This window comes from Aquitalea sp., from assembly GCF_030150775.1.
Taxonomy (GTDB): Bacteria; Pseudomonadota; Gammaproteobacteria; order Burkholderiales; family Chromobacteriaceae; genus Aquitalea; species Aquitalea denitrificans.
The window spans coordinates 13,305-36,548 of sequence record NZ_JASLFG010000033.1 but is presented as its reverse complement, the minus strand read 5'-3'; the positions used below and the strand labels follow the sequence as shown (position 1 = coordinate 36,548).

Here is a 23,244-nt window from a genome sequence, read left to right as displayed (position 1 = left end):
GCCTGACAAGGCCGTGCACCGCCAGATAATAACGTAAGTGACTATCACACGATCAACCATCACGATGGAATCCGGAGACCCACAAGGTGAATAAACCCAATTGGCAGCAGACAGCTGGCGTGCTGATGTTGACCGCCATGCTGGGTGGTTGCGCCAGTTTCGGTGACGAAACCGCGCCCGCCAAACCGCTGACGGCAAACCAGCTGCAACTGGATAGCCATGCAGCCGCCCAGGTACGTCAGGGCTGGTGGCAGCAACTGGCAGACCCGGCGCTGGACCAGCTGATCAGTACCGCCCTGCAACAATCTCCCAGCCTGAAACTGGCCGATGCCCGCCTGCGTGAAGCACGCAGCGCCATCGGCATGACCGAAAGCAAGGACGGCCTGCAAGTACAAGCCAATGCCGGCGTAGACCGCGAGCGCTACTCGCTGTACGGCCTGCTGCCCTCGCCCATCGGCGGTAATTATTATGATGTCTACACCCTGTCGCTGAGCGCCAGTTGGGAAATCGACTTCTGGGGCAAGAACCGCGCGGCGGTGAAGGCGGCCATCGGCAACCAGCAGGCCATCGCGCTGGAAGGCCAGCAGGCTAGGCTGGTGATCACCCAGGCAGTGATTGCCCAGTACACCGGTCTGCAACGCATCCTGGCCCAGGCCCAGTTGCTAAAAGCGCGCCAGCAACTGGCCCAGAGTCAGCTGGCGCTGACCCAGGCCCGCGTCAATGCCGGCCTGCTGCCGGGAGACAGCCTGCGTCAGGCAGAAATCCGCCTGAAACAGCTCAGCCAGCAAGACAGCGTGCTGGCCGATCAAGCCGACCATGCCCGCCACGCGCTGGCCGCACTCACCGGCCAGCCACCGCACGCGCTGGACAGCCTGAAACCGGCGGCACTCAAGCCCGCCCCGGCCATGCCGGACGCAGCCCTGACGCTGGATATCCTGGGCCAGCGCCCGGACATCACCGCCCAGCGCGCCCGCGTGGAAGCGATGAATGAGTCGGTCAAGGCCGCCCGTGCCGAGTTCTACCCCAATGTGTCGCTGACCGCCTTTGCCGGCCAGTCCGCACTGGAAACATCGGACCTGTTCAAGGCCGGTTCCAAGGTAGTCGGCATCGCACCGGCCATCCACCTGCCGATCTTCACCTCCGGCGCACTGCAGGCCAATCTGGCTTCCACCCGCGCACGCTATGACATGGCGGTGGAAAACTACAACCAAACCGTGCTGGATGCCCTGCGCGATGCCGCCGACAGCCTGTCCACCTGGCAAAAAACCGCCGGCCAGCTGTCTGACGCCCACCAGGCCACACAGTTGAGCCGCAAGGCATCCGACAGCACCGTGCTGCGTTTCAAGGCCGGGCTGGTCGACAAGCTGGCGGTACTACAGGCACAGGATGCCGACCTGAACCAGCAATCTGGCAAGATTGACGCCACCGCCGCCAACCGCATGGCCTGGGCCACGCTGAATACCGCACTGGGCGGGGGTTTCGCCACCAGTGAAACCACCCAACAAGCCCGTTAAGGACACCCATCATGGATAAGCAGATCGAGACGGCAAAAAGCCGCAAACGCAATCTTTTTGTCGCCACTGGCATCATTGCCGCCCTGGCCATCGGCTACGGTGTTTACTGGGGTCTGGTGCTCAGCCATCAGGAAAGCACTGACGACGCCTATGTGGCCGGCCACATGGTACAGCTCACCCCGGAAGTTGCCGGTACGGTGGTAAAAATCAGTGCCGAGGACACCGACCGTGTCAACAGCGGCCAAACCGTGGTGGCGTTTGACAACAGCGATGCCAAGCTGGCGTTTGAACGCGCCCGCAATGAATTCGTGCAAACCGTGCGCGAAACCCGCCAGCTGATGACCAGCACCCAGCAACTGGCTGCCCAGGCAGCACAGCGCGAGGCCGAGCTGGGTAAAGCCCAGTCCGACCTTAAGCGCCGCGAAACCCTGGCCGGCACCGACGCCATGTCGGCCGAGGAACTGGGCCACGCCCGCGATGCGGTGAAAACCGCCCAGGCAGCACTGGATGCCGCCCGCGAACAGGCCAAGGCCACCAATGCACTGGTCGGCAAGGATGTGCTGGCCAAGCAGCCTAATGTGCAACGTGCCGCCAGCAAGCTGAAGGAAGCCTGGCTGGCGCTGCAGCGCACCGAGGTAAAGGCACCGGTATCCGGCTATGTGGCCCGCCGCAATGTGCAGGTAGGCCAGCGCGTGGCCACCGGCACCCCGCTGATGGTGGTGGTTCCGCTGGACAGCGTATGGGTGGATGCCAACTTCAAGGAAGTACAGCTGGCCAAGATCCGCATCGGCCAGGACGTGGAACTGACCGCCGACGTGTACGGCAGCAAGGTCAGCTACCACGGCAAGGTGCAAGGCCTGTCGGCTGGTACTGGCAGTGCCTTCTCGCTGCTGCCGGCACAGAACGCCACCGGCAACTGGATCAAGGTAGTGCAGCGGGTGCCGGTACGCATCCAGCTGGACCCGAAGCAGCTGCAGGATCACCCGCTGCGCGTCGGCCTGTCGGTGGATGCGGTGGTGGACACCAGCAAGCAGGACGGTCCTACCCTGGCCCAGAGTGCGCGTAACAACCCGGTGCAGGAAACCCGTGCGCTGACACCGGATCTGAAACAGGCGGACGATCTGGTCGCCAGCCTGCTGGCAGCCAACGCCCAGTAATCCCGGCAACACGCGGCCCTGCCACTGCCGGGGCCGCGGATACCGCAGCAAGGATCTCTTCATGCAACATCCACCACTGACCGGCTCGCGCCTGGTGTGGATCACGCTGGCGCTGTCGATGTCGGTGTTCATGCAGGTACTGGACACCACCATTGCCAACGTTGCGCTACCCACCATTTCCGGCAACCTTGGGGCAGCCACCAGCCAGGGCACCTGGGTGATTACCTCGTTTGGCGTGGCCAATGCCATCGCCGTACCGCTCACCGGCTGGCTGGCCAAGCAGATTGGCGAAGTAAAGCTGTTCACCATTTCCACCCTGCTATTCGTGCTGACATCCTGGATGTGCGGCATGGCCAACAGCCTGGAAATGCTGATCCTGTTCCGCGTGCTGCAAGGCGCGGTGGCCGGGCCGATGATTCCGCTGTCACAAAGCCTGCTGATGTCTTGCTACCCGCCAGCCAAGAAGGGCCTGGCGCTGGCGCTATGGGCGATGACGGTGATTGTGGCACCGGTGTTCGGCCCGATCCTCGGCGGCGTCATTAGTGACAACTGGCACTGGGGCTGGATCTTCTTCATCAACGTCCCGGTGGGACTGGGCGCAGCCTTCATCAGCTGGAAAATCCTCAAGGAGCGCGAGACCGACATCATCGATCTGCCCATCGACAAGCTGGGCCTGGCCCTGCTGGTGGTGGGCGTGGGCGCGCTGCAAATGATGCTGGACCGCGGCAAGGAACTGGACTGGTTCAACTCCACCGAAATCGTGGTGCTGGCCATTGTCTCGGCCGTTTCGCTGATTTATCTGGTGATCTGGGAGCTGGGTGAACAGCACCCCATTGTCGACCTCACCCTGTTTGCCAAACGCAATTTCACCGTGGGCACCGTGGCCATCAGCCTGGGCTTCATGCTGTATTTCGGCGCGGTGGTGCTGCTGCCCTTGATGCTGCAAACCCAGATGGGCTACACCGCCACCTGGGCCGGCCTTGCCGCTGCGCCCATCGGCATCCTGCCGGTTTTCCTGTCGCCCATCATCGGCAAGAATGCACACCGGCTGGACATGCGCTGGCTGGTCACCATCAGCTTCAGCGTGTATGCGCTGTGCTTCTTCTGGCGCAGCACCTTCAACGTGGAGATGAACTTTGCCTATGTGGTGTGGCCGCAGTTCATCCAGGGTATTGGCGTGGCCTGCTTCTTCATGCCACTGACCACCATCACCCTGTCCGGGCTGCGCCCGAACCAGATTGCCAGCGCCTCCAGCCTGTCCAACTTCCTGCGCATTCTGGCCGGCAGTATCGGCACCTCCATCACCACCACGCTGTGGGACCGGCGCGAAGCCCTGCACCATGCCCAGCTCACCCAGCACGTGACGCTGTACGATCAGGCCAGCCTGATGTGGTTCCGTCTGCTGGAGAGCACCGGCATGTCCACCAGCCAGCAACAGGCTTACACTGCCCTGCAGATTACCCGCCAGGGTTCGCTGATCGGCGTGAATGAGGTGTTCTGGCTGTTCGGCATCATGTTTGTCGCCCTGATTGCCCTGGTGTGGTTTGCCCGGCCACCGTTTACCTCCAGCGGTGCCGCCGACAGCGGCGCGCATTAAGCCTGACTGCAACAAGCAAGCCCGCGCAAGCGGGCTTTGTTTATCACGCCAACCCCATCTTCCATGGTCCCCTTCCCCTTCCCCTTCCCCTTCCCCTTCCCCTTCCCCTTCCCCTGCCACTGACACTGACACTGACACTGACACTGACAACAGCTTGTTGCGGCTTTGCTCCCTTGCTCCACCTTGCTACTGTCTGCGCCGGAAAGCGTTACGAATGGGGTAGTACAGGATTTTGTCCGCCCGCCGACACAGTGCTGCCATACAGGGGAAGTCTTATTTCATCCAACAACCATGTTCGAAATAATTCAAACGCAAGCTCCCCTTGCGACTGCTGTGGATAAAGCAAGTAATAAGACATACGCAGAGATACCGGGGTATCCAGCATGCGTACCAGCCTGCCGGCTGCCATATCATGATCTACCAATATGCTTTGCCCCAGCACCAAACCCTGACCTGCCATTGCCGCCTGCAATGCCATATATGCTTCACTGAATACCGGCCCGGCCTCTGGCTCCAGATGCATAATGCCGGCCTCGCCAAACCATTGGCGCCAGGTGGGGTAATGCGCGGACGGCGGCGCGCTACGCACATGCAATAGCGTTTTGCATAGGAAATCCGGTGCCTGCTGCAATTCCACTGGCATGCTTGCACTGCAAACCGGAAAAAAATCAGTCTCGGTCAACCATTCAATCTGTAAGTTCTGCCCAGAGGCAGGGCTATCATCAATACACACATCATATTGCTGGTGGTTTTGCCCCCCCAAGGTGGCCAGCTCAACATTGACCTGCGGATACTGTTTGAGAAAGCGGTAAAGCCGTGGAATCAGCCATTTGGAGCCAAAAGAAGGAGACACGCCAATGCGCAATGTATTGGCCTCCTTGCTAAATAGTCGATCCGTCGCTTTACTCAAAGAGCGCAGCGACTCTCGGATTCTAGGCAAATAATCCTGTCCATCTTCCGTCAAACTCAACTGATTATTCTGACGGTGAAACAATTTCTTCCCCAAAAATTCCTCAAGCAGCTTGATCTGCAAGCTGACCGCCGCATTAGTCACACACAATTCATCAGCCGCACGGCTGAAACTCAGATGACGACCCGCCGCCTCAAAGACGCGAACGGCATTCAACGGAGGAAGGCGTTGTTTCATGGTCTTTCACTAAAAAAAAGTTAACGGGCAGTAAAAATTTCTCGTTTGCGTGATCTGTCTCGATGCCGTTTCATAATCAACACCACACATCACTATACAAACGACGATAAAAATGAATGCCCGCTATCTTTGCATTTCTCTGATGGCCTAGGCACCTGACCACACAGTCACCTCGCCACACAGGATAGAGTCGCTTAACAACACCATGCAGTTGTCCATACCATCCAAGGACAAGCCGGATAAAACACTACGACACGTTAATACAGGCGATGGAAAGTAATAAATAAGCCATGACACAGTAACGCCTTTGAGGGTAGGCAAGGAATGAACATCATCACCTTAGATACTGGCACCACAAATACCAGGATAACTGTCTGGAAAAATACAACTCCGGTCTATCAGTCTTCTCAAGCGGTCGGAGTAAGAAATACCGCCATTTCTGGCAATAAATCCGCCTTGGAAAATAGCGTAAAAAACACTATTGCCGAAGTACTGCAAAAATCTGGACTCTATCTTGCGCAAATTGACCGCATAATCGCATCGGGCATGATTACCTCCAATGTCGGCCTTATTGAGCTAGGCCACTTAATGGCACCTGCCGGCCTGCCCGAACTGGCCAAGGGCATGGTAGAAGTCACACTGCCAAATGTATGTGCCAAACCGATATGGTTTATTCCTGGCATACGCAATCAGATAACCAATATTGGGCTACACAATATAGAAGCCATGGATATGATGCGCGGCGAAGAAGTGGAAGTCATGGGGCTGCTCAAACGCTTGGTACTGAATACAGCGACAGTGATTGCATTACCGGGCTCACACTCCAAGTTTGTTCATCTTGATGCCCAGCAACGTATAACCGGCTGCGTCACCACATTAGCCGGGGAGTTATTACAGGTTGTTACCCAGCACACTATTCTGGCCGAAGCATTAGATGCTGACTTCGCGGATGAATTAGATATTGAAATGCTGCTGGCCGGGGCGGCTAGTGCCAAGAATCTGGGATTGGGGCGAGCCTGCTTCATGGTACGCACGCTCAGTCAGTTTACTGTTTATCAACGTAATGCACGGGCCAATTTTCTACTGGGTGCCATTTTGGGTGCAGATTTGCTCACGCTGAGAAACAGCACCGCCATGCGCATGAATCCCAGTACACAGTTTGTCATTACGGGCAAACCCATGCTGCGCGAAGCACTGGCGGCACTGGTTTCAAACGATGACTTTTTCTCAGGCAAGGTCAGCATTGTCAATCAAATGCAACAGGAAAATCTGGCCGGTTATGGTGCCATGGCAATTGCCCATGCGCGTGGTTTGCTCAACAAGCAATAAACAGCAGCATCTTATTCGCGTGCGGACAGCATCAGCTGTGCGCTTTATCAAGGAGGGGAATATGAACAAATGCAGCCACCTCAGAAAAGCCTTCCTGGCACTGGCGCTGTGCGCCAGCAGTATAGCAACAAGCAATGCTGCCACCTTAGTGAAAATTGGCTTTCTGGTTAAACAGCCAGAAGAATCATGGTTTCAGGATGAATGGAAGTTTGCCGATATTGCGGCCAAGCAAAAAGGATTCAAGCTAATAAAAATCGGCGTCCCCAGCGGGAGTGATGTATTAACTGCCATTGACAATCTGGGCTCACAACAGGCGCAAGGCTTCATTATTTGCGCACCCGATGTCAAATTGGGTCCAGCCATTATTGCCAAAGCCAAACAGAATGGCTTGAAATTAATGACCGTTGATGACCGTCTGGTAGATGGTAGCGGAAAAGAAATCTCATCCATTCCACACATGGGTATATCAGCCAGCAAGATAGGTGAGCAAGTCGGTGAAGCCATCAAACAGGAAATGAAAAAACGCGGCTGGAAACTGGGCGAAGTCGGTGCCATCCGCATTGCCTATGACCAATTACCGACTGCCCGGGAGCGTACCAATGGCGCAATGAAAGTACTGCTGCAGGCCGGTTTGCCACAGAAAAACATTCTCAATAGCCCGCAGACTAAAACAGACACAGAAGCTGCCTTTAACGCGGCAAATATTACCATCACCAAAAATCCGCAATTTAAAAACTGGATTGCCTTTGGGCTGAACGACGAAGCAGTGCTGGGTGCCGTGCGCGCGGCAGAAGGCAGAGGCATCAAGCCCACCAATATGATTGGCGTAGGAATTGGCGGGAGCCAATCGGCACTTAACGAATTTGCCAAACCAAACATCACTGGATTTTTTGGCAGTGTGCTCATCAGTCCAAAACACCATGGATATGAAACTGCAATCAATATGTATGAATGGATCAGCCATAACAAGCCGCCAGCTATGTTGACACTGACCAGTGGCGCATTGATGACGCGTGAAAACCAAAAGACGCTACGCCGGGACATGGGCTTTTAATATTGCGAGCCATCATCAGGAGACTGGCTTATGTCTGCATTCCTTGAATTTCGCCATATCAGTAAAGCCTTCCCTGGGGTACAGGCGCTGTCTGATGTGTCACTCAGCATTGCATCAGGGCGAATACATGGTTTGATGGGGGAAAATGGCGCGGGAAAATCAACACTATTAAAAATACTGAGTGGTGACTATCGACCAGATCATGGACAGATTGTCATTCAGGGACAAACCACCGTATTTACCTCTACCAGGGCAGCAATCAATGCCGGCATTGCCGTGATTCACCAGGAGCTGCAAGGCGTCCCGGAGCTTAGCATCATGGATAATCTCATGCTGGGGCATTTACCACATCGTGGTGGTTTTATCCAGCACCATGCAGCCATGGCATGGACTAGCAGCCAGCTTGAACACATGGGGATTGACCTTGACCTGCGTAGCAAATTGAAAACCTTGTCTATTGGTCAACGACAACTGGTGGAAATCTGCAAAGCCGTATTACGTAATGCACAAGTGATTGCACTGGATGAACCGAGCAGCTCCTTATCCAGCCGTGAAACAGAGATGTTATTTGATCTGGTGAAGGCACTACGCAAACAAGGCAAGGCGCTGATTTATATTTCGCACCGCATGGATGAAATTTTTCATTTATGTGATTGTTGCACGGTGTTTCGCGATGGACATAAGGTGGCCTATTTTCCGGAGATGGCCGGGCTAACGCGGGATGAATTGATCAGTTGCATGGTGGGACGACAAGTACAGGATATCTTTGGCTACCGCCCGCGCAAGCCTGGGGCGGTACGTTTGCACATAGACCATCTGCACGGCGCAGGCTTGGCCGAGCCAGTGAGTTTATCCATTCGACAAGGAGAAATCGTCGGCCTGTTTGGCTTGGTGGGTGCCGGTCGTTCCGAATTGGCCCGCCTGATTTTTGGCATAACGCCAAAAAGAAGCGGCAATATCCTGATTGATGGGAAAACAGCGCAAATCAACAGTATTGCCGATGCCATCCGGTATGGCATCGTGCTCTGTCCGGAAGATCGTAAACAAGACGGGATTATCGGCTGTCGCTCGGTTGCGGAGAACATCAATATCAGCCACCGTCGCAGCGGCTTGGGCTTGCTTCAGCCAGTGCATGCGCGTCGTGAGGCTGCGCTTGCCGACAACTATATTACGCGCCTGCATATTAAAACGCCCAGCCGGGAACAGCCAATTCGGCTGCTGTCCGGAGGGAATCAACAAAAAACCATTCTGGCCCGCTGGTTGGCCATGGATAGTTTGCACGTCTTAATTGTCGACGAGCCAACACGCGGCATTGATGTTGGTGCCAGAAGCGAGATTTACCAATTACTTTATGAGTTAGCCGAACAGGGCTTGGCCATCTTGATGATTTCCAGTGATCTGCCGGAAATATTGGGTGTGACTGATCGCATCCTGGTGATGAGTGCCGGCCGCCTTGTGGGTGAATTGCCGCGCGAACAGGCGAATGAGCAAGCCGTTCTGACCTTGGCCATGCCTGCCAGATAAAACAGCCTTAGATGTGCGATTCGCAGAAAAAGGAGTGTTTCATGACCCCGTTGCAACCTGCATCAGAAAACCATGCCAGCATGCCGCCTCCTACCCGGCCAGGCAGGATGGACAAATTGCAGTGGCTGGAGGATTTCAGCCTGCCGCTGATCTTTGCCCTTTTATTCATCCTGCTGTCGTTGTCGGTAGATTATTTTTTTTCATGGCAAAACATGATGGGATTAGCACTGTCCGTGTCGCAAATCGGCATGGTGGCGTGCAGCATGATGTTTTGTCTGGCCTCGCGTGATTTTGATCTTTCCGTCGGTTCCATTGTCGCCTTTGCCGGCGTACTGTGTGCCACCGTCATCAATGCCAGCGGCAGTATTGCGCTTGGCATTGCCGCCAGTTTGTGCGCCGGTGCGCTGATTGGCGGCATGAATGGTGTGGTGATCGCCAAGCTGAGAGTGAATGCCTTGATTACTACCCTGGCCAGCATGGAAATTGTCCGCGGTTTGGCTTTTATCACCTCGGACGGACAGGCTGTCGGCGTTGCCGATATGGCATTTTTTGAACTTGGTAATGCCATCTGGCTGGGTGTGCCGCTACCGGTATGGATAGCCATACTGTGTTTCATCCTGTTTGCCGTGCTGCTTAATAAAACTGTTTATGGACGCAATACCTTGGCCATTGGCGGTAATCCGGAAGCGGCAAGGCTGGCCGGGGTCCAGGTCAATGCCACACGCATTACCATCTTTTTGATTCAGGGCGTGATTGCGGCTTTAGCCGGCATCATTCTGGCTGCGCGCATTACCAGCGGTCAGCCCAATGCCGCTCAGGGCTTTGAATTGAATGTAATTTCTGCCTGTGTGCTGGGTGGGGTATCGCTGATGGGTGGGCGTGCCACGGTCAGTGGTGTGCTGGTGGGGGTACTGATTATGGGTACGGTACAAAATGCAATGAATCTGCTGAATATCGATACTTTTTATCAATATTTGGTTCGTGGTGGCATTTTGTTGACGGCAGTGTTAGCGGATCAATTAAAACACCGCGATGGCGATCGCTAAGGGGAAGCAAATGGCAGATATACATTTATTGTCCCCTACGCGCTGCACCTTGGGCGAAGGCATTCTCTGGGATGAACAGCAGGAGAAATTATGGTGGGTTGATATCCAGCAATGCATGCTGTGGAACCATCATCCAGCAAGCCAGCAAGAGCAGCACTGGGTTTTGCCGCAGCGCGTCTGTTCATTTGCCATGACCGCCATCCCTGGCGTGTTCATCCTCGGCCTGGCCAAACAACTGGTGCGTTTTGATAGCCGCAACGGCGCGCTCACATTGCTGGCAGAGGTAGAAGCGGGGCTGCACTCCACACGCATTAATGATGGCCGAGTCGACCGCGCCGGCAATTTTGTGTTCGGCACCATGAACGAGCACGGCCCGGAAGCCATTGGCCATTTTTACCGCTTCACGACCAGCGGCCAACTACAACGCTTGGCACTCCCAGCGGTCACCGTGGCCAACAGTATTGCCTTCAGCCCGGATGGCAAAACCATGTACTGCTGTGACACGCCGACGCGCCGCATTCTGATGTGTGACTACGACGCAGACAGTGGTGCAGTTGACCGGCTGCGCCTGTTTGCCCAACTTGATCACACCCAGACGTCCGGCTATCCGGATGGCTCCTGCGTGGATGCGGCCGGCTGCTTGTGGAATGCCGAGTGGGGCGGACGCTGCATCACCTGCTACACCCCGGATGGACAGCTGCGGCAACGCGTGTTGCTGCCGGTTACACAAGCCACCTGCCTGACTTTTGCCGGCCCGGATCTGGATACCCTCTACGTGAGCAGCGCGTATATCGGCCTGCCTGAGCAGCAGCGGGCTAACGATGCCAATGCCGGCGCGGTTTTGCAGCTCACGCTCCCCGGCCTGCGCGGCTTGCGCGAAACACGCTACGGAGCGGCTGGCGCAAGCACTTGCTAACAGTCGCCAGCGCAATCCTTTCCCTTAAAGCGGCTAACAAAATCGCCTGGCGTCCCTGACGCAAGGTGGCGCACCCCAGCAGCAGGTTTTTTGTTAACCGCCCTTAAGGCCAGCCATGATCCACAGCGAGCTCATATGCACTCCACCCATTCCCCACACACCTTTCCACCTCGCTTAGCCGGCAAGGTGGCCCTGATCACCGGTGCCGCCCATGGTATTGGCGCGGCTTGCGCCAAGCTGTTCGCGCTGCATGGTGCCCGTGTAATTGTGAATGTCCGTAGTTGTAACGACGCCGCCAGGGCATTTGCCGCCTCGCTAGGCCAGCCAGAAGATATCCAGCTGATTCAGGCAGATGTACGCAGCCAGGAGCAGGTTGATGCCATGGTCAGCGCGGCCATTGCGCGTTTTGGCACCATTGATGTGCTGGTCAACAATGCAGGCATTAATGTGTTCTCCGACCCGCTTGCTTTAAGTCCGGAAGACTGGAGACGTTGTTTTGCCGTTGACCTGGAAGGTGCCTGGCACTGCGCACGTGCCGTATTGCCGCACATGCTGGCCGGCAGGGCGGGCAGCATCATCAATATTGCCTCGGTACATGGCCACAAAATCATTCCCGGCAGCTTTCCCTATCCAGTCGCCAAGCACGGCTTGATTGGGCTCACCCGTGCGCTGGGCATTGAATATGCGGCACACGGCATCCGGGTCAACTCCATCTCACCGGGGTTAATCCTCACCGCCATTGCCGAGGCCAGCTTTGCTGCAGCAGCAGACCCGCAAGCCGAACGCCAACGCCAAGCAGAATTACTGCCATGCAAACGTATCGGAGAGCCGGACGAAGTGGCTTATACCGCACTGTTTCTCGCCAGCGATGAAGCCCGTTTCATCAATGCCACCGACATTCTGATTGATGGTGGACGCTCGCAACTTTATCACGAGTAAATCATGACCTGGACCCAGCTCCCCCCCCTAGTGGCGATCCTGCGCGGCATACGGCCAGAAGAAGTCTTGCAGCATTGTGAAGTGCTGATCGACGCCGGTTTCCGCGCCATTGAGATTCCCTTGAACTCGCCCCAAGCCTTATCCAGTGTGCAAGCAAGCATGCAAGCCTTTGGCAAGGACATCTGGATTGGTGCTGGCACCGTGCTGCATTGCGCACAAGTGGCGCAATTAGCCGCCTGCGCTGCACGCTTTATCGTGACCCCGAATACCGACCCCGACATTATTGCCGCAGCCAGCACGCACGGGCTGTATAGCTGCATCGGCTGCATGAGCGCATCGGAAGCCTTGAGCGCGCTGAAAGCCGGTGCCAATGCCTTGAAACTCTTCCCTGCAGGCCCGCTGGGGCCAAAATATATTTCGGCGCTCAAGGCCGTACTGCCGTCAAACATCCCGCTTTATGCAGTGGGCGGCATCACCCCACAAAATATCGCTGCTTACCTTGCTGCCGGATGCATCGGTGCTGGCCTGGGTAGTGATTTGTATCAAGCAGGCCAATCACCCGAACAAACTTGGCAACGTGCCCAGGCCTTTGTTGCCGCCTATCAGGCCGCATTACCCGCAGAGACGAGCCGATGAAAATCACCCGCATGCAGTGTTATCACGTGGCACCACGCTGGATGTTTCTGAAAATAGAAACGGATGCAGGCATCACGGGTTGGGGAGAGCCCGTACTCGAAGGCCGGGCACATACCGTGGAAACCGCCGTACGTGAATTATCCGAATATCTGATTGGCAAAGATCCAAGCCAGATCAATGATTTATGGCAAACCATGTACCGGGGCGGCTTCTACCGTGGCGGCCCCATCTTGATGAGTGCATTGTCCGGTATTGACCAAGCCTTGTGGGACATCAAAGGGAAATCGCTGGGAGCGCCGGTTGCCACGCTATTAGGGGGCCAGGTACGCGAGCGCATGCGCAGCTATCGCTGGGTAGGCGGAGATCGCCCGAGCGAGGTCATCGAGGGCATGCAAACCTTGCTGGCCCAGGGCATTAATTATTTCAAACTGAATGGCTGCGACCAGATGGCCATGATTGCCAGCTCACGCGCGATCGATGATGCCGTGGCGCGGGTTGCAGAAATTCGGGAAACCTTTGGTAATACTGTGGAATTTGGCCTGGATTTTCATGGCCGTGTTTCCATGCCCATGGCCAAGGTGCTCATTCATGAATTAGAGCCCTATCGCCCATTATTCATTGAAGAACCGGTATTGCCAGAGCAGGCCAACGCATATGCCCGGCTGGCCACACAAACACATATACCGCTGGCGGCAGGCGAGCGCCTGTTTTCACGCTTCGATTTCAAAAGCGTGCTGGAAGCGGGAGGCTTGGCAATCATTCAGCCAGATTTGTCCCATGCCGGGGGAATTAGTGAATGCTTCAAGATAGCCGCCATGGCCGAGGCCTATGATGTTGCCTTTGCACCGCATTGCCCGCTCGGCCCCATCGCCTTAGCTGCTTGTCTACAAATTGATTTTTGCTGTTGGAATGCCACATTACAAGAACACAGCATGGGCATGCATTACAACCAGCAAGCCGACTTATTAGACTACGTGCATAATAAAGCCGACTTTATGGTTGAGCAGGGCTTTTTCAAAGCCCCGCACTTGCCAGGTTTGGGTGTACAGATTGATGAGGAAATGGTGCTGGCGCGCAGCCAACAGAGCCAGCCATGGCGCAATCCACTATGGCGACACGAAGATGGCAGTCTGGCGGAATGGTAATCAACGCCACCACCCAGCTTAGCCTTGCCTGCTCAAGCCTGCTGATCCAGCACGCTCAACAGCATACTCAGCTGCAATGTTTCTCCCGCTGCCAAGATGTTTAGCTTACCCGCGGCAGGACGATGGTGGTCGTCCGGTCCGTGGCTCATCGGCTCAAAACAGAAATAATCTGACTGATATTGCGGATCAAACTGTGTATCAGAAACAAACACGAAATAGCATGGTGCCGCTGGCTCCGTGCTTAGCAATAACTGACAAGCAGCGTCAGGCCATTCAATAGTCGCTTGGCCATTCCAGCCTGAAAATCCATTATTTACCCAATGGCTTGGGATTGGTGCGACCTGGTTAAAATTCAGCTCCGCAGGGCGCTCCGTCCTATACGCCCCGGACAACCATTGTTCCCGTTCCACCCAATACCCATCTGCTGGTGCATAAAGCAGGGTTTTATGATTCATGGGGAAATAAGGGTGCCAGCCCAAACCATAAGGTAGTGGCGTGTAGCCTCGGTGCGTGACTGCCAGCGTCAATCGCAAGCAATTATCATGCAAACTGAATGTTTGTAATACATCATAGCAATAACATTCACCGCGATGCTGGTATGCAAGCTGCAACTCATCGTGAACAACTTGTTGTAATTGCCACTCATTCAACCAGCCATCACCATGCAAATAATGTGGATCCCAATCAGTATTTGGCTGTAAGTGATAAGTTTTACCCTCATGCACAAATTGATTACCACTCACCCGACTCGCAAATGGCACAAAAGGAAAGCAAGAGGAGTGAATAGCCTGACCATTATTTCTCCCAGGCCGCAGCAAGGGAAAATCACCCGCCGTCCTTCGCAAGAAAAAACCTTCAATACATCCACCATGACTTGATACCAGCAGCCGCAGACTGGCGTTTTCCAAGGTATATGTCGTCATGATTTATTCCGGAAAGTTGATAACCACTTTGCCACATTGACCACTGGCCATCAAAGCATAAGCTTCACCAGCCTGTTCCAGCGTGAAACGATGGGAAATTGCCTGGTGGGGATATAATTTCCAATCCGTCAAATCATGCGCGCATTTTTCCATATGGAACAAGCTGCTCACCCAAGAGCCAATAATACGGCGCTGATGATGCATTAAATCTGCACTGACCGAAAATTCAACTTTGCCTGTTTCTCCGATATATACAACCCGCCCCCAATCGGCACTAGCTTGCAAAGCCAGCAAGCGCCCCTGAGGATTCCCGGAACAATCCAGGGCGACATCTACCCCGCCTTTAGTGTGCTCGACAATCACTTGCACCAGGTCTGGCGTAGTCGCGAGATAGCCCACATCCATCACCGCCAACTGGCTGGCCAAGGCAAGCCGCTCCGGCAATAGGTCTACCCCGATCACATGTTTGGCCCCCCGGCCACGGGCCAGCATCATGGCCATCATGCCAACCGGGCCCAAACCCACCACCAGCACCGTATCACTGCCTGACACGTTGGCACGCACAATCCCTTCGTATGCTGTAGCAACACCACAACTGATGAATGCGCCATCCTCATAACGTAGCGCATCAGGCAGTCGGATCAGATCCTTTTCCTCCGCCAATAGATAGTCCGCATGACCACCATCACGCTGCCAGCCATAAGCAGCTTTATCGCTGCCAGTACAGGAAATAGGAAAGCCACGCCTACAGTTCTGGCAAAATCCACAACCGGAAATATGGTAGACCAGTGCTCTATCCCCCTCTTTAAAGTGACGACAACCCGGGCCCAAAGCCACCACTTGACCACAGGGCTCATGACCGTTGATCACACCTTGATATAGCGGCTTACCCGGTGACGCATCACTAGCACGATGCTGGTGATAGATATAGTGCACATCACTACCGCAAATACCGGACGACTTCATGCGTATCAGTACCTGATTGATACCAGGCAGCGGCACAGGTACTTCCTTTAAAACAACACTTGCATTCCCGGGCAGATAAGCAGCCATCATGGTTTTCAACACGTCACAACTCCAATATGAATAATCTGTTTATACGGGATTTGATGAAATTAACGACGTCGGCTATTCTGAAGCAGCTGGATATTAATCAATACGGCCAAAACAATAATCACTCCACGGACCACTTGCTGGAAAAATGAGTCAATACCTAATAAAACCAAACCATTACCAATCAGTGTAATCACCAACACACCTAACAAACTTCCAAATAAAGAGCCCTTGCCGCCGGCCAGAGCCGTCCCGCCAACGACAACGGCTGCGATGACATCAAATTCCATGCCATTTGCAGCGCCCGCATTTCCGGAGCCCAATCTTGCGGTGAGCAATATTCCGGTAACCGCACTCATCAGACCAGACAATGCAAACACCAGAATGCGTACCGATCGCACATTAATGCCACACAGCTGAGCGGCGGTAGCATTACCACCGATGGCATAAATTGAACGTCCAAATGCAGTTTTATGACTTACCAATACAAAGAAAGCAAAAATAGCCAACATGACTGCAGCAGAAATGGGGAAGATACCAATCTCTCCAGCAATCCAGTCGAGAATATTGCTTTCCTCAACGGGAACGGGTAAAGCCTCTGTCATGAATAAACCCAGACCACGCAACACACTCCACAAGCCCAATGTTGCGACAAAGCTGGGAATGCCAAACACACCACGCAGCACACCCGCCACGCTCCCCAAGCTGAAACCTAGTAGCAAGATCAACAGCGAGGCCAGCGCAAGTGAAACTTCCAATTTCAACAAATATGCCAAACAAACGGAACTGAAAGCCACCATTGGTCCCACGCTGACATCAATCTCACCCGCAATAATGACCAGTGTCATTGCCCATGCTGCAATACCAACCATAGCTGCATCACGCAATATATTCATTTGATTTCCCATCGAATTAAATCCGGGTGCATTAAATGAAAATATCAAATACAGCAATGCAATCACCAAAATAAGACCAATTTCATTTATATAACGCCTGATAAGATTACTCACAGCCAAATTACTGCTTACAGCGGATTCAACTGAAGACATAGACATAACTTAATCCTTTCCTTCATGAGGTGAAGACAACATCTCCGCCAATAGCTGCTCTTCATTAATGGGTGAAATAAACTCACTACGAATCACCCCACCTTGCAATAGCAAAATTCGATCACACATCAGGCTCAATTCCTCTACTTCACTGGAAACAACAATAATACTTTTACCTTTCTTAGCCAGGTTTCTTATTATTTGATAAATTTGATTTTTAGCTTCAACATCCACGCCACGCGTAGGCTCATCCAATAGCAATATTTGACTATCGGCATAAATCCAACGACCAATAACAACCTTTTGCTGATTGCCACCAGATAAATTCTGGATAGATTCATGGCTACTCTTAGCTTTGACTGACATCGACTGCATGACGGAAGACACGGCGCTTTTGATCCGTCGCCATTGCAAGACCCCATAACAACTGACCAGATTAAAATTAGTTAAGATAATATTTTCATCTATACCAAGCATGGGTACAATGCCTTCTTCTTTTCTATTCTCCGGCGTATAGCCAATTCCATTCTTTAGCATTTTTTTATACGTCGGCTGCTTATGCTCCATGCCATTCAGTTTAATCGTACCAGCATCAATAGGTCGCAAACCGACAATACTTTGCAGCAATTCACTACGACCAGCCCCAAGCAAGCCGGCTATACCAATTACCTCACCCTGATGCAGGGTAAAATTGATATTCTGCAACAGCGTACCTTGCTGTAAATTTTTCACCTCCAAAACAGGATTTCCACAGAATTCTGAAGAGACTGGCAAAGCAAGTGGATTTTGATGACCCAGCATATAAGCGACGATTTCCGCTGTAGAAGAATTTTTGATATCTACATCACGAATAATTCTTCCATCTCGCATGATGGTGGCAGAATGTGCGAGTCGACGTATTTCTTCCATCCGGTGACTAACATAAATTACAGCAGTACCAAGGGCCGCAATTTTTCTCACGGCATTGATAACCAGTTCCACTTCAGCGCTTGATAAAGAGCTCGTTGGCTCATCTAATATCACCAGCTTTGGTGTACCCTTCATGATTCTGACAATCTCAACCAACTGTTTCTGAGCGATACTCAATGCCGAGACCAGTGCATTAGGGTCTAGCAAGATTCCTAATCCAGCTATGTCTTGCTTTGCCATTTTTATCATGGCAGCATGGCTTACCAGCCCGTACCGTTTTGGCCAAGTACCAAGGTACAAATTTTCTGCAACAGTCAATTCATTAATCAGACTCAGTTCTTGATAGACAACACCAACACCCAACATGGCGGCGTGGCGGGTCAATGTGGCGCTATTTCCTTTTAGTTGTTTTCCTCCCAGGTATACTTGACCACTATCCAGCATTTCGCTGCCCGTCAGCATTTTGATGAGTGTGGATTTCCCAGCGCCATTTTTCCCCAACAAAGCACGAATCTCTCCTTTTTCAATATTAAAATTCATACTATCCAATGCCACAACTCCGGCGTAATGCTTACAACCATTGACTACACTGGCAACTGATGAATTTTTCATGCATTAGGCTCGATTTTCTAATTGAGAAATTTACTTATCTTATGGCAAACCATCTACATGCGTCCGCAACCATTGGCTTGCATCATTACCATTACGGTAGCTATCAATAGGCATTGGAATTATCTTTTCACCGCTTTTCTTCCCATTGATGACAGCTACTGTTTGCATAAACACGGCGCCCCCCATTTTCTTTCCTGAAATGTCAACAATCCCTTTTAAAACTTTATTATCCTGCAATGCCTGAGCAATTTCCGTCGTCATATCCGCACCAAACACAACAACCTTTCCAATCTTTCTCTGATTACGAACAGCCTTGACCGCCCCCAAGGTAGCCCCACCCGACTCACCCATGAAGGCATCAATGTCTTTATTGGCAATAAGAATTCTTTCAGCAACTGAAATTGATTTATCTAACGACGTTCCTTCCTGATTTGCTACCACTTGCGCTTTCGGCAATCTCTTTAGCAGAACACTTTCAAAGCCAAGACGTCTTTTCTTGCACACTTCAAACGCCTCACAATTAATTACACCAATTTTTGGTGCTGAAATTTTATTTGCCACAAAATAGTCCGCAGCAATATTGCCAAGCTGTGTCCCAAAGGCAAATGGATCCCCTACCAAATAGGATGTCACATACTTATCAATATTCTTCTTACTCAAACAGGTGTTATAACAAATAACAGGAATATTCGCCGCAGCAGCGCGGCTTACATTTTTAGCACTACCAGCTTCAGACACTGCAGATAAAATAATGGCATCCACCTTCCTGGCAATTAAGGTATCAATAAACCCACCTTCTTTTGCAATATCCCCTTGGACATTTGTTTCTATTAGCTGGACGTGTACTCCCGAATTTTTTGCAGCATCCTGAATTCCTTTTTTGACGCCTGCGTAGTATCCCTGCGTATCAAGATATACTGCCCCTACTGTCAATTTCTTTTCCGCCATGACTGGCACGCAAAAAAATATTGGCACCAACCACGCAGCCCACGAAAAATATATCTCTCTGAATGAGAACATCGCTTTCTCCTCGGTTTATATTGCCTAAACTTCTACACACGACAGCACAATTTGGCAAACGATATAATTTTGCGGGCCTGTTAAAAATTATTAAATGAAGGCAAGCTGGCAATGTAGCCAATGCGTAGATGTCAATATATTGACGGCATTCTGGAGGGGAATTGATTTGACTACGACATTATTACAGGCATGCACCATGCACTCGCATGAAATAAATAATGTATTGTCTGGCCTGTACGAATTAATCCACCCGGCAGCGTAGTTTCCCTTCGGCATTGTTGGCGCACAGCCTGATATTGCCGTCCTGATCCAGCACCAGCACGTCCTCCCCCAGCCATACATGACCCACTTTGGGTATGGCGCGCAGCTTAAAGCTGTCGTTGCGGGCATTGCCGTCCTGTGCACCAAAAACCAACTGGTAATGTGTGGTTTCGCTGACCGGTAGCACCGGCCAGCTACCAGAGCCCTGGGTGTAGCGCCCATGCTGGCTACGCCATTGCGCCATGAAATGGCTGGCCTGCAGCAAGGCCACGCGGGCTTCGGCCTGACGAACTTTCACCACATGGCCACGCAACGGTGGCACCGCCAGGCCCAGCAGCAATGACAGCAAGGCCAGCGCCGTCAACAGTTCGATCAAACTGAAGCCTCCCATGCGTCCTGGCTTCATTGCAGCACCCGCCATGACAGCCGCTGCAGCCGGCGGCCAGTGCTACCTACAGGCTCCAGCAGCACATGGCTTTGCAGCGTGACCACGCTGCCGGCCTGCTTGCCCCAGCCACGCGCGGTGACGCGGAATAACAGCCCGCGGCCATCAGGGGAGGGATAACGCGGGTCAAGCAACTCGATCAGATAATGCGGATCTGTCCAATACCATGGCCCGGGTGCCACGCCGGGGCAGTAATTGCCACTGGATACCGGCTGCAATGTCACGCGCTGGGCTGCGCCACAGGGATGGAGCAGCTCCACTCCGGTGCTATCTCGCTGATGCCACGGTACAGGATGCGCCTGCCCGGCCAACGCGGCGGACAGACACAAACCCTGCTGCCAGGGCGGAGGATTGCGCGGCTGGCGGCAAGTCAGGGTAAAGGGAGAAGTCGGCCCGCTCAGTTCCACCGCCTGCATTGCGCCCAGTCGTACCAGCTGCGGCAGCCTTGGCAAGGCCGCCTCCCCCGCTTGCAAAGCAGTCTCTGCCAGACGGAAGGCCAGCTGTACATCATCCAGATTGCTGCCTATGCGCTGTTCATCGCGCAACAAGCGGCCAACGCCAAGCGCCACGACGGTCAGCAGCATCAGCCATAACAAGGCAGTCAGCAGTACCACACCACGCTGCTTCAGATGGTTCCGGTTCAGCATGCCGCCCCCATACGGCTGGCCAATTGCATCTGGTATGCGGGCAAGCTGCCACCCTGCATGGTCAGTTGCACTGTCCACCACCAGCGTCGCAGCCCGTTGGCACACTCAGTTGCTGGCCTTGCTTGCAGCGTCAGGCTGGCAAGGTCATCGCTCAGGCGCTGTGGCGGGTCATTATCCTGCTGCCACCACAGGCTGCCGGGTGACTGCCAGTAATAGCGCAGCTGGCGTAAGGGCTGCAGCTCCAGCGACAACAGGTGATGGAATTTCAGGTTTTGCCATACCGGGTGATGTGGCGGCAGCCGCAGCCATACCGTTTCGCCCTCGGTTTCCAGCCAGGCTTGCTCCCCCAGCACCAGCCGGTCGATATGGTGGCAACTGCTGAGCAGCAAAATCTGTCCCGGCTCCCATGGCGGAGGTGCTTGCAGCAGGCGCAACGCCGGCCTGCCCGCCTCGGCAACAACGGGCATGACAGCCACTCCCGCGTCGGCATAGCGCAGCGCCAGGCTGCCATTCTCTGGCAATGGCATGGCAGGCTCCTGCCCGGCAGGCCACAGGGCCGGACCGGCACAGCCAAAACTCCCTGCCATGCGGATGTCCCGCCCCAGTTGCTGCAAGACAAAGCGGGCTTCCTGCTGGGCATCCAGTTGGATCAGCGCAAAGCGCTGGCTATGCAAGCTGGCTTGCAGCACCGGCAACAGCAAGGCGCATAACAGCAGGCCCAGCGTCATGCTCAGCAGCAGTTCCAGCAAGGAAAATCCGCGCATGACGCTCATATGGGCTAATCCACGGGCAACTGCCAGCTCGGCCCGGAGGCAAGGGTCAGATGCAACCACAACTGTGCAGGAGCAGCACAGTCAGCCGCCGCAACCGTGGCGGGAAGCCCTCCGGGCTCACGGCAAGTCAGGGCGAGCAAGGGCGATTGATCCGGCCACAAGGTTTGAACCGTCTGCTGCAAGGCCTCAGTGGTGACGGCCTCCAATGGCCCTGCCTTGCCATTCCGGACGGTTTCCAGCTGTCGTGCCTCGGCCAGATTGCTTGCAGCCAGCAGCAGACGGCTGGCTGCATCGCTGCCCCGCACCTGCTGCAGGCTGTTGGCCACCATGGCGGACAGCGGCAGCAAGGCAAAGGACAGGATGAACAAGGTCAGCAGCACTTCCAGCAAGCTGAAGCCATCAAGCTTTCCGTGCAGTTCAGGCACAGCAACCCTCCTGACGACACCATTGCGCCCGTCCGCCTGCCAGCAGTTGCAAGCGGTGGCACTGCCCCTGGCTGCTGCGCAATTCGAAATACGGCAGTTGGCCAGCCATCAACCTGCCGGCAGGCGAGAATGCAAAGACATGCTGGCTGGCACGTACCTGAATGGTGCTGGCGGAAAACAGCGCGTGGTGTAGCCGCTCGCCGCTGTCGTAGCGGCCATGGGCCTGTTCCGGGCTATCGGCAAACACCAGCACGCCCTCGCTCCAGTCCTGCCAGCTTGTCTTGCGTTCCGGCTGGCAGCCCTGAATATCCAGATTGACCTTGCTGTTAAGCGCGCACACCCATACCGGGCGATTGGCACGAATGGCCTCGCTACGGGCCAGCATCAGGCTGGCATGCAGTAACTGGCTGCGGGCCTGCAGTTGCAGACGGGCCATCACGCCTTGCATTGCCGGCAGTCCCTGGGTCAGCAGAATCATGCTGACCACCATCACCACCAATATTTCAAACAGGGTAAAACCAGCATGCGGGCAATCACGCGACCTGGCTTGCAACATGGAGCCACCTCCGAACATTGACTGGAGCAACAGCACATGGTCGCCAGGATTGCCACGGCAGGCTGCCAGCAGGCTCTGGTATTACATTTGAATAGCCTGACCATGCCCATGGCATTGCCATAAAAAGGCAAAGAAAAAGCCACCGGCATGGGTGGCTTTGGCTGAAGGATTGAAGATGATGAAGCTTAGTGCGCGGCTTCCCAGCTATTGCCGGCACCCACTTCCGCCAGCAGCGGCACCTTGAGTTGCGCCACGCCGGCCATGATTTGCGGCAGCTGCTGTTTCACCAGTTCCAGCTCGGTATCCGGCACTTCCAGCACCAGTTCATCGTGTACCTGCATGATCAGCAGGCTGGCAAGATTTTCCCGCTCCAGCCAATCTTGCAATTAGTTATTAATCCGCAGCAATTTACCGTACGACAACACCTTTGTAGATCAAGTTTCTACGCAAAATTTCGGTACGGAATTTTGCTGCTGGAGTAATAGTGTGTGATATGGACAATAACAGAGTAAAAGTTCTGAACCGAGTTCAGTGTATTCTGGATTTAATACGGGATGATATTAATTT

At 54.0% G+C, this 23,244-nt stretch carries 22 protein-coding genes and 1 pseudogene; 11 read left to right on the top strand and 12 right to left on the bottom strand.

Annotated elements, in window-relative coordinates:
* Positions 1 to 86: 86 nt before the first annotated feature.
* The 3 genes from QVF59_RS10690 to QVF59_RS10680 all read left to right on the top strand — a co-directional run bounded on the left by QVF59_RS10690 (position 87) and on the right by QVF59_RS10680 (position 4,268).
* Complete coding sequence (locus QVF59_RS10690) at positions 87 to 1,514, top strand: efflux transporter outer membrane subunit (RefSeq protein WP_287879666.1); 1,428 nt, start codon at positions 87 to 89, stop codon at positions 1,512 to 1,514.
* Between the two features lie 11 nt (positions 1,515 to 1,525).
* Positions 1,526 to 2,671 (top strand): HlyD family secretion protein, encoded by a 1,146-nt coding sequence (locus QVF59_RS10685; protein WP_287879664.1) that lies wholly within the window; start codon positions 1,526 to 1,528, stop codon positions 2,669 to 2,671.
* Positions 2,672 to 2,732: 61 nt separating this feature from the next.
* Entirely contained in the window at positions 2,733 to 4,268 is a 1,536-nt protein-coding gene (locus QVF59_RS10680) for a DHA2 family efflux MFS transporter permease subunit (protein ID WP_287879662.1), read from the top strand.
* Positions 4,269 to 4,476: 208 nt separating this feature from the next.
* On the opposite strand, the gene gcvA is transcribed toward QVF59_RS10680, so the two are convergent.
* The gene (gcvA, locus tag QVF59_RS10675; protein WP_287879660.1) at positions 4,477 to 5,415 is read right to left on the bottom strand and encodes a transcriptional regulator GcvA; all 939 of its coding nucleotides are present in this window, start codon (positions 5,413 to 5,415) and stop codon (positions 4,477 to 4,479) included.
* A gap of 324 nt (positions 5,416 to 5,739) precedes the next feature.
* Between gcvA and QVF59_RS10670 the strand changes: the two genes are divergently transcribed.
* From QVF59_RS10670 to dgoD, 8 genes are all read left to right on the top strand, one after another.
* Positions 5,740 to 6,744 carry a 2-dehydro-3-deoxygalactonokinase gene (locus tag QVF59_RS10670; RefSeq protein ID WP_287879658.1) on the top strand — a complete coding sequence of 335 codons (1,005 nt, stop codon included), beginning with the start codon at positions 5,740 to 5,742 and terminating at the stop codon, positions 6,742 to 6,744.
* The gene (locus tag QVF59_RS10665) at positions 6,716 to 7,798 is read left to right on the top strand and encodes an arabinose ABC transporter substrate-binding protein (protein WP_287879655.1); all 1,083 of its coding nucleotides are present in this window, start codon (positions 6,716 to 6,718) and stop codon (positions 7,796 to 7,798) included. Before QVF59_RS10670 ends, QVF59_RS10665 begins: the two co-directional genes overlap by 29 nt.
* A gap of 30 nt (positions 7,799 to 7,828) precedes the next feature.
* Entirely contained in the window at positions 7,829 to 9,322 is a 1,494-nt protein-coding gene (araG, locus tag QVF59_RS10660; protein ID WP_287879653.1) for an L-arabinose ABC transporter ATP-binding protein AraG, read from the top strand.
* A 41-nt stretch (positions 9,323 to 9,363) separates the two neighbouring features.
* Entirely contained in the window at positions 9,364 to 10,368 is a 1,005-nt protein-coding gene (gene araH, locus QVF59_RS10655; protein WP_287879651.1) for an L-arabinose ABC transporter permease AraH, read from the top strand.
* 10 nt (positions 10,369 to 10,378) lie between these two features.
* On the top strand, positions 10,379 to 11,284 hold the full coding sequence (locus QVF59_RS10650; protein WP_287879649.1) for an SMP-30/gluconolactonase/LRE family protein: 906 nt from the start codon (positions 10,379 to 10,381) through the stop codon (positions 11,282 to 11,284).
* Between the two features lie 135 nt (positions 11,285 to 11,419).
* On the top strand, positions 11,420 to 12,223 hold the full coding sequence (locus QVF59_RS10645; RefSeq protein ID WP_287879647.1) for an SDR family oxidoreductase: 804 nt from the start codon (positions 11,420 to 11,422) through the stop codon (positions 12,221 to 12,223).
* 3 nt (positions 12,224 to 12,226) lie between these two features.
* Positions 12,227 to 12,859, top strand: a complete 633-nt coding sequence (locus QVF59_RS10640; RefSeq protein WP_287879644.1) for a 2-dehydro-3-deoxy-6-phosphogalactonate aldolase — start codon at positions 12,227 to 12,229, stop codon at positions 12,857 to 12,859.
* On the top strand, positions 12,856 to 14,004 hold the full coding sequence (gene dgoD / locus QVF59_RS10635; protein WP_287879642.1) for a galactonate dehydratase: 1,149 nt from the start codon (positions 12,856 to 12,858) through the stop codon (positions 14,002 to 14,004). Before QVF59_RS10640 ends, dgoD begins: the two co-directional genes overlap by 4 nt.
* A 32-nt stretch (positions 14,005 to 14,036) precedes the next feature.
* Here dgoD and QVF59_RS10630 read toward each other — a convergent pair whose 3' ends face one another.
* From QVF59_RS10630 to QVF59_RS10580, 11 genes and pseudogenes are all read right to left on the bottom strand, one after another.
* Positions 14,037 to 14,927, bottom strand: a complete 891-nt coding sequence (locus QVF59_RS10630; protein WP_287879640.1) for an aldose 1-epimerase — start codon at positions 14,925 to 14,927, stop codon at positions 14,037 to 14,039.
* 3 nt (positions 14,928 to 14,930) lie between these two features.
* Positions 14,931 to 15,995 carry a zinc-dependent alcohol dehydrogenase family protein gene (locus QVF59_RS10625; RefSeq protein ID WP_287879637.1) on the bottom strand — a complete coding sequence of 355 codons (1,065 nt, stop codon included), beginning with the start codon at positions 15,993 to 15,995 and terminating at the stop codon, positions 14,931 to 14,933.
* A 47-nt stretch (positions 15,996 to 16,042) separates the two neighbouring features.
* Positions 16,043 to 17,035, bottom strand: coding sequence for an ABC transporter permease (locus QVF59_RS10620; protein ID WP_287879635.1), 993 nt, complete (start codon positions 17,033 to 17,035; stop codon positions 16,043 to 16,045).
* Positions 17,036 to 17,038: 3 nt separating this feature from the next.
* Positions 17,039 to 18,550 (bottom strand): sugar ABC transporter ATP-binding protein, encoded by a 1,512-nt coding sequence (locus tag QVF59_RS10615; protein WP_287879633.1) that lies wholly within the window; start codon positions 18,548 to 18,550, stop codon positions 17,039 to 17,041.
* A 39-nt stretch (positions 18,551 to 18,589) separates the two neighbouring features.
* Positions 18,590 to 19,570, bottom strand: coding sequence for a substrate-binding domain-containing protein (locus tag QVF59_RS10610; RefSeq protein ID WP_287879630.1), 981 nt, complete (start codon positions 19,568 to 19,570; stop codon positions 18,590 to 18,592).
* A 241-nt stretch (positions 19,571 to 19,811) separates the two neighbouring features.
* The gene (locus QVF59_RS10605) at positions 19,812 to 20,222 is read right to left on the bottom strand and encodes a type IV pilin protein (RefSeq protein WP_287879627.1); all 411 of its coding nucleotides are present in this window, start codon (positions 20,220 to 20,222) and stop codon (positions 19,812 to 19,814) included.
* 11 nt (positions 20,223 to 20,233) lie between these two features.
* Positions 20,234 to 20,923, bottom strand: a complete 690-nt coding sequence (locus QVF59_RS10600) for a pilus assembly PilX family protein (RefSeq protein WP_287879624.1) — start codon at positions 20,921 to 20,923, stop codon at positions 20,234 to 20,236.
* Complete coding sequence (locus QVF59_RS10595; protein WP_287879622.1) at positions 20,917 to 21,696, bottom strand: PilW family protein; 780 nt, start codon at positions 21,694 to 21,696, stop codon at positions 20,917 to 20,919. Before QVF59_RS10595 ends, QVF59_RS10600 begins: the two co-directional genes overlap by 7 nt.
* A gap of 5 nt (positions 21,697 to 21,701) precedes the next feature.
* On the bottom strand, positions 21,702 to 22,121 hold the full coding sequence (locus QVF59_RS10590; protein ID WP_287879620.1) for a type IV pilus modification PilV family protein: 420 nt from the start codon (positions 22,119 to 22,121) through the stop codon (positions 21,702 to 21,704).
* The gene (locus tag QVF59_RS10585) at positions 22,114 to 22,677 is read right to left on the bottom strand and encodes a GspH/FimT family pseudopilin (protein ID WP_159874722.1); all 564 of its coding nucleotides are present in this window, start codon (positions 22,675 to 22,677) and stop codon (positions 22,114 to 22,116) included. Before QVF59_RS10585 ends, QVF59_RS10590 begins: the two co-directional genes overlap by 8 nt.
* 185 nt (positions 22,678 to 22,862) lie before the next feature.
* A pseudogene (locus QVF59_RS10580) lies at positions 22,863 to 23,054 on the bottom strand (DNA polymerase); the annotation flags it as partial.
* Between the last annotated feature and the right edge of the window lie 190 nt (positions 23,055 to 23,244).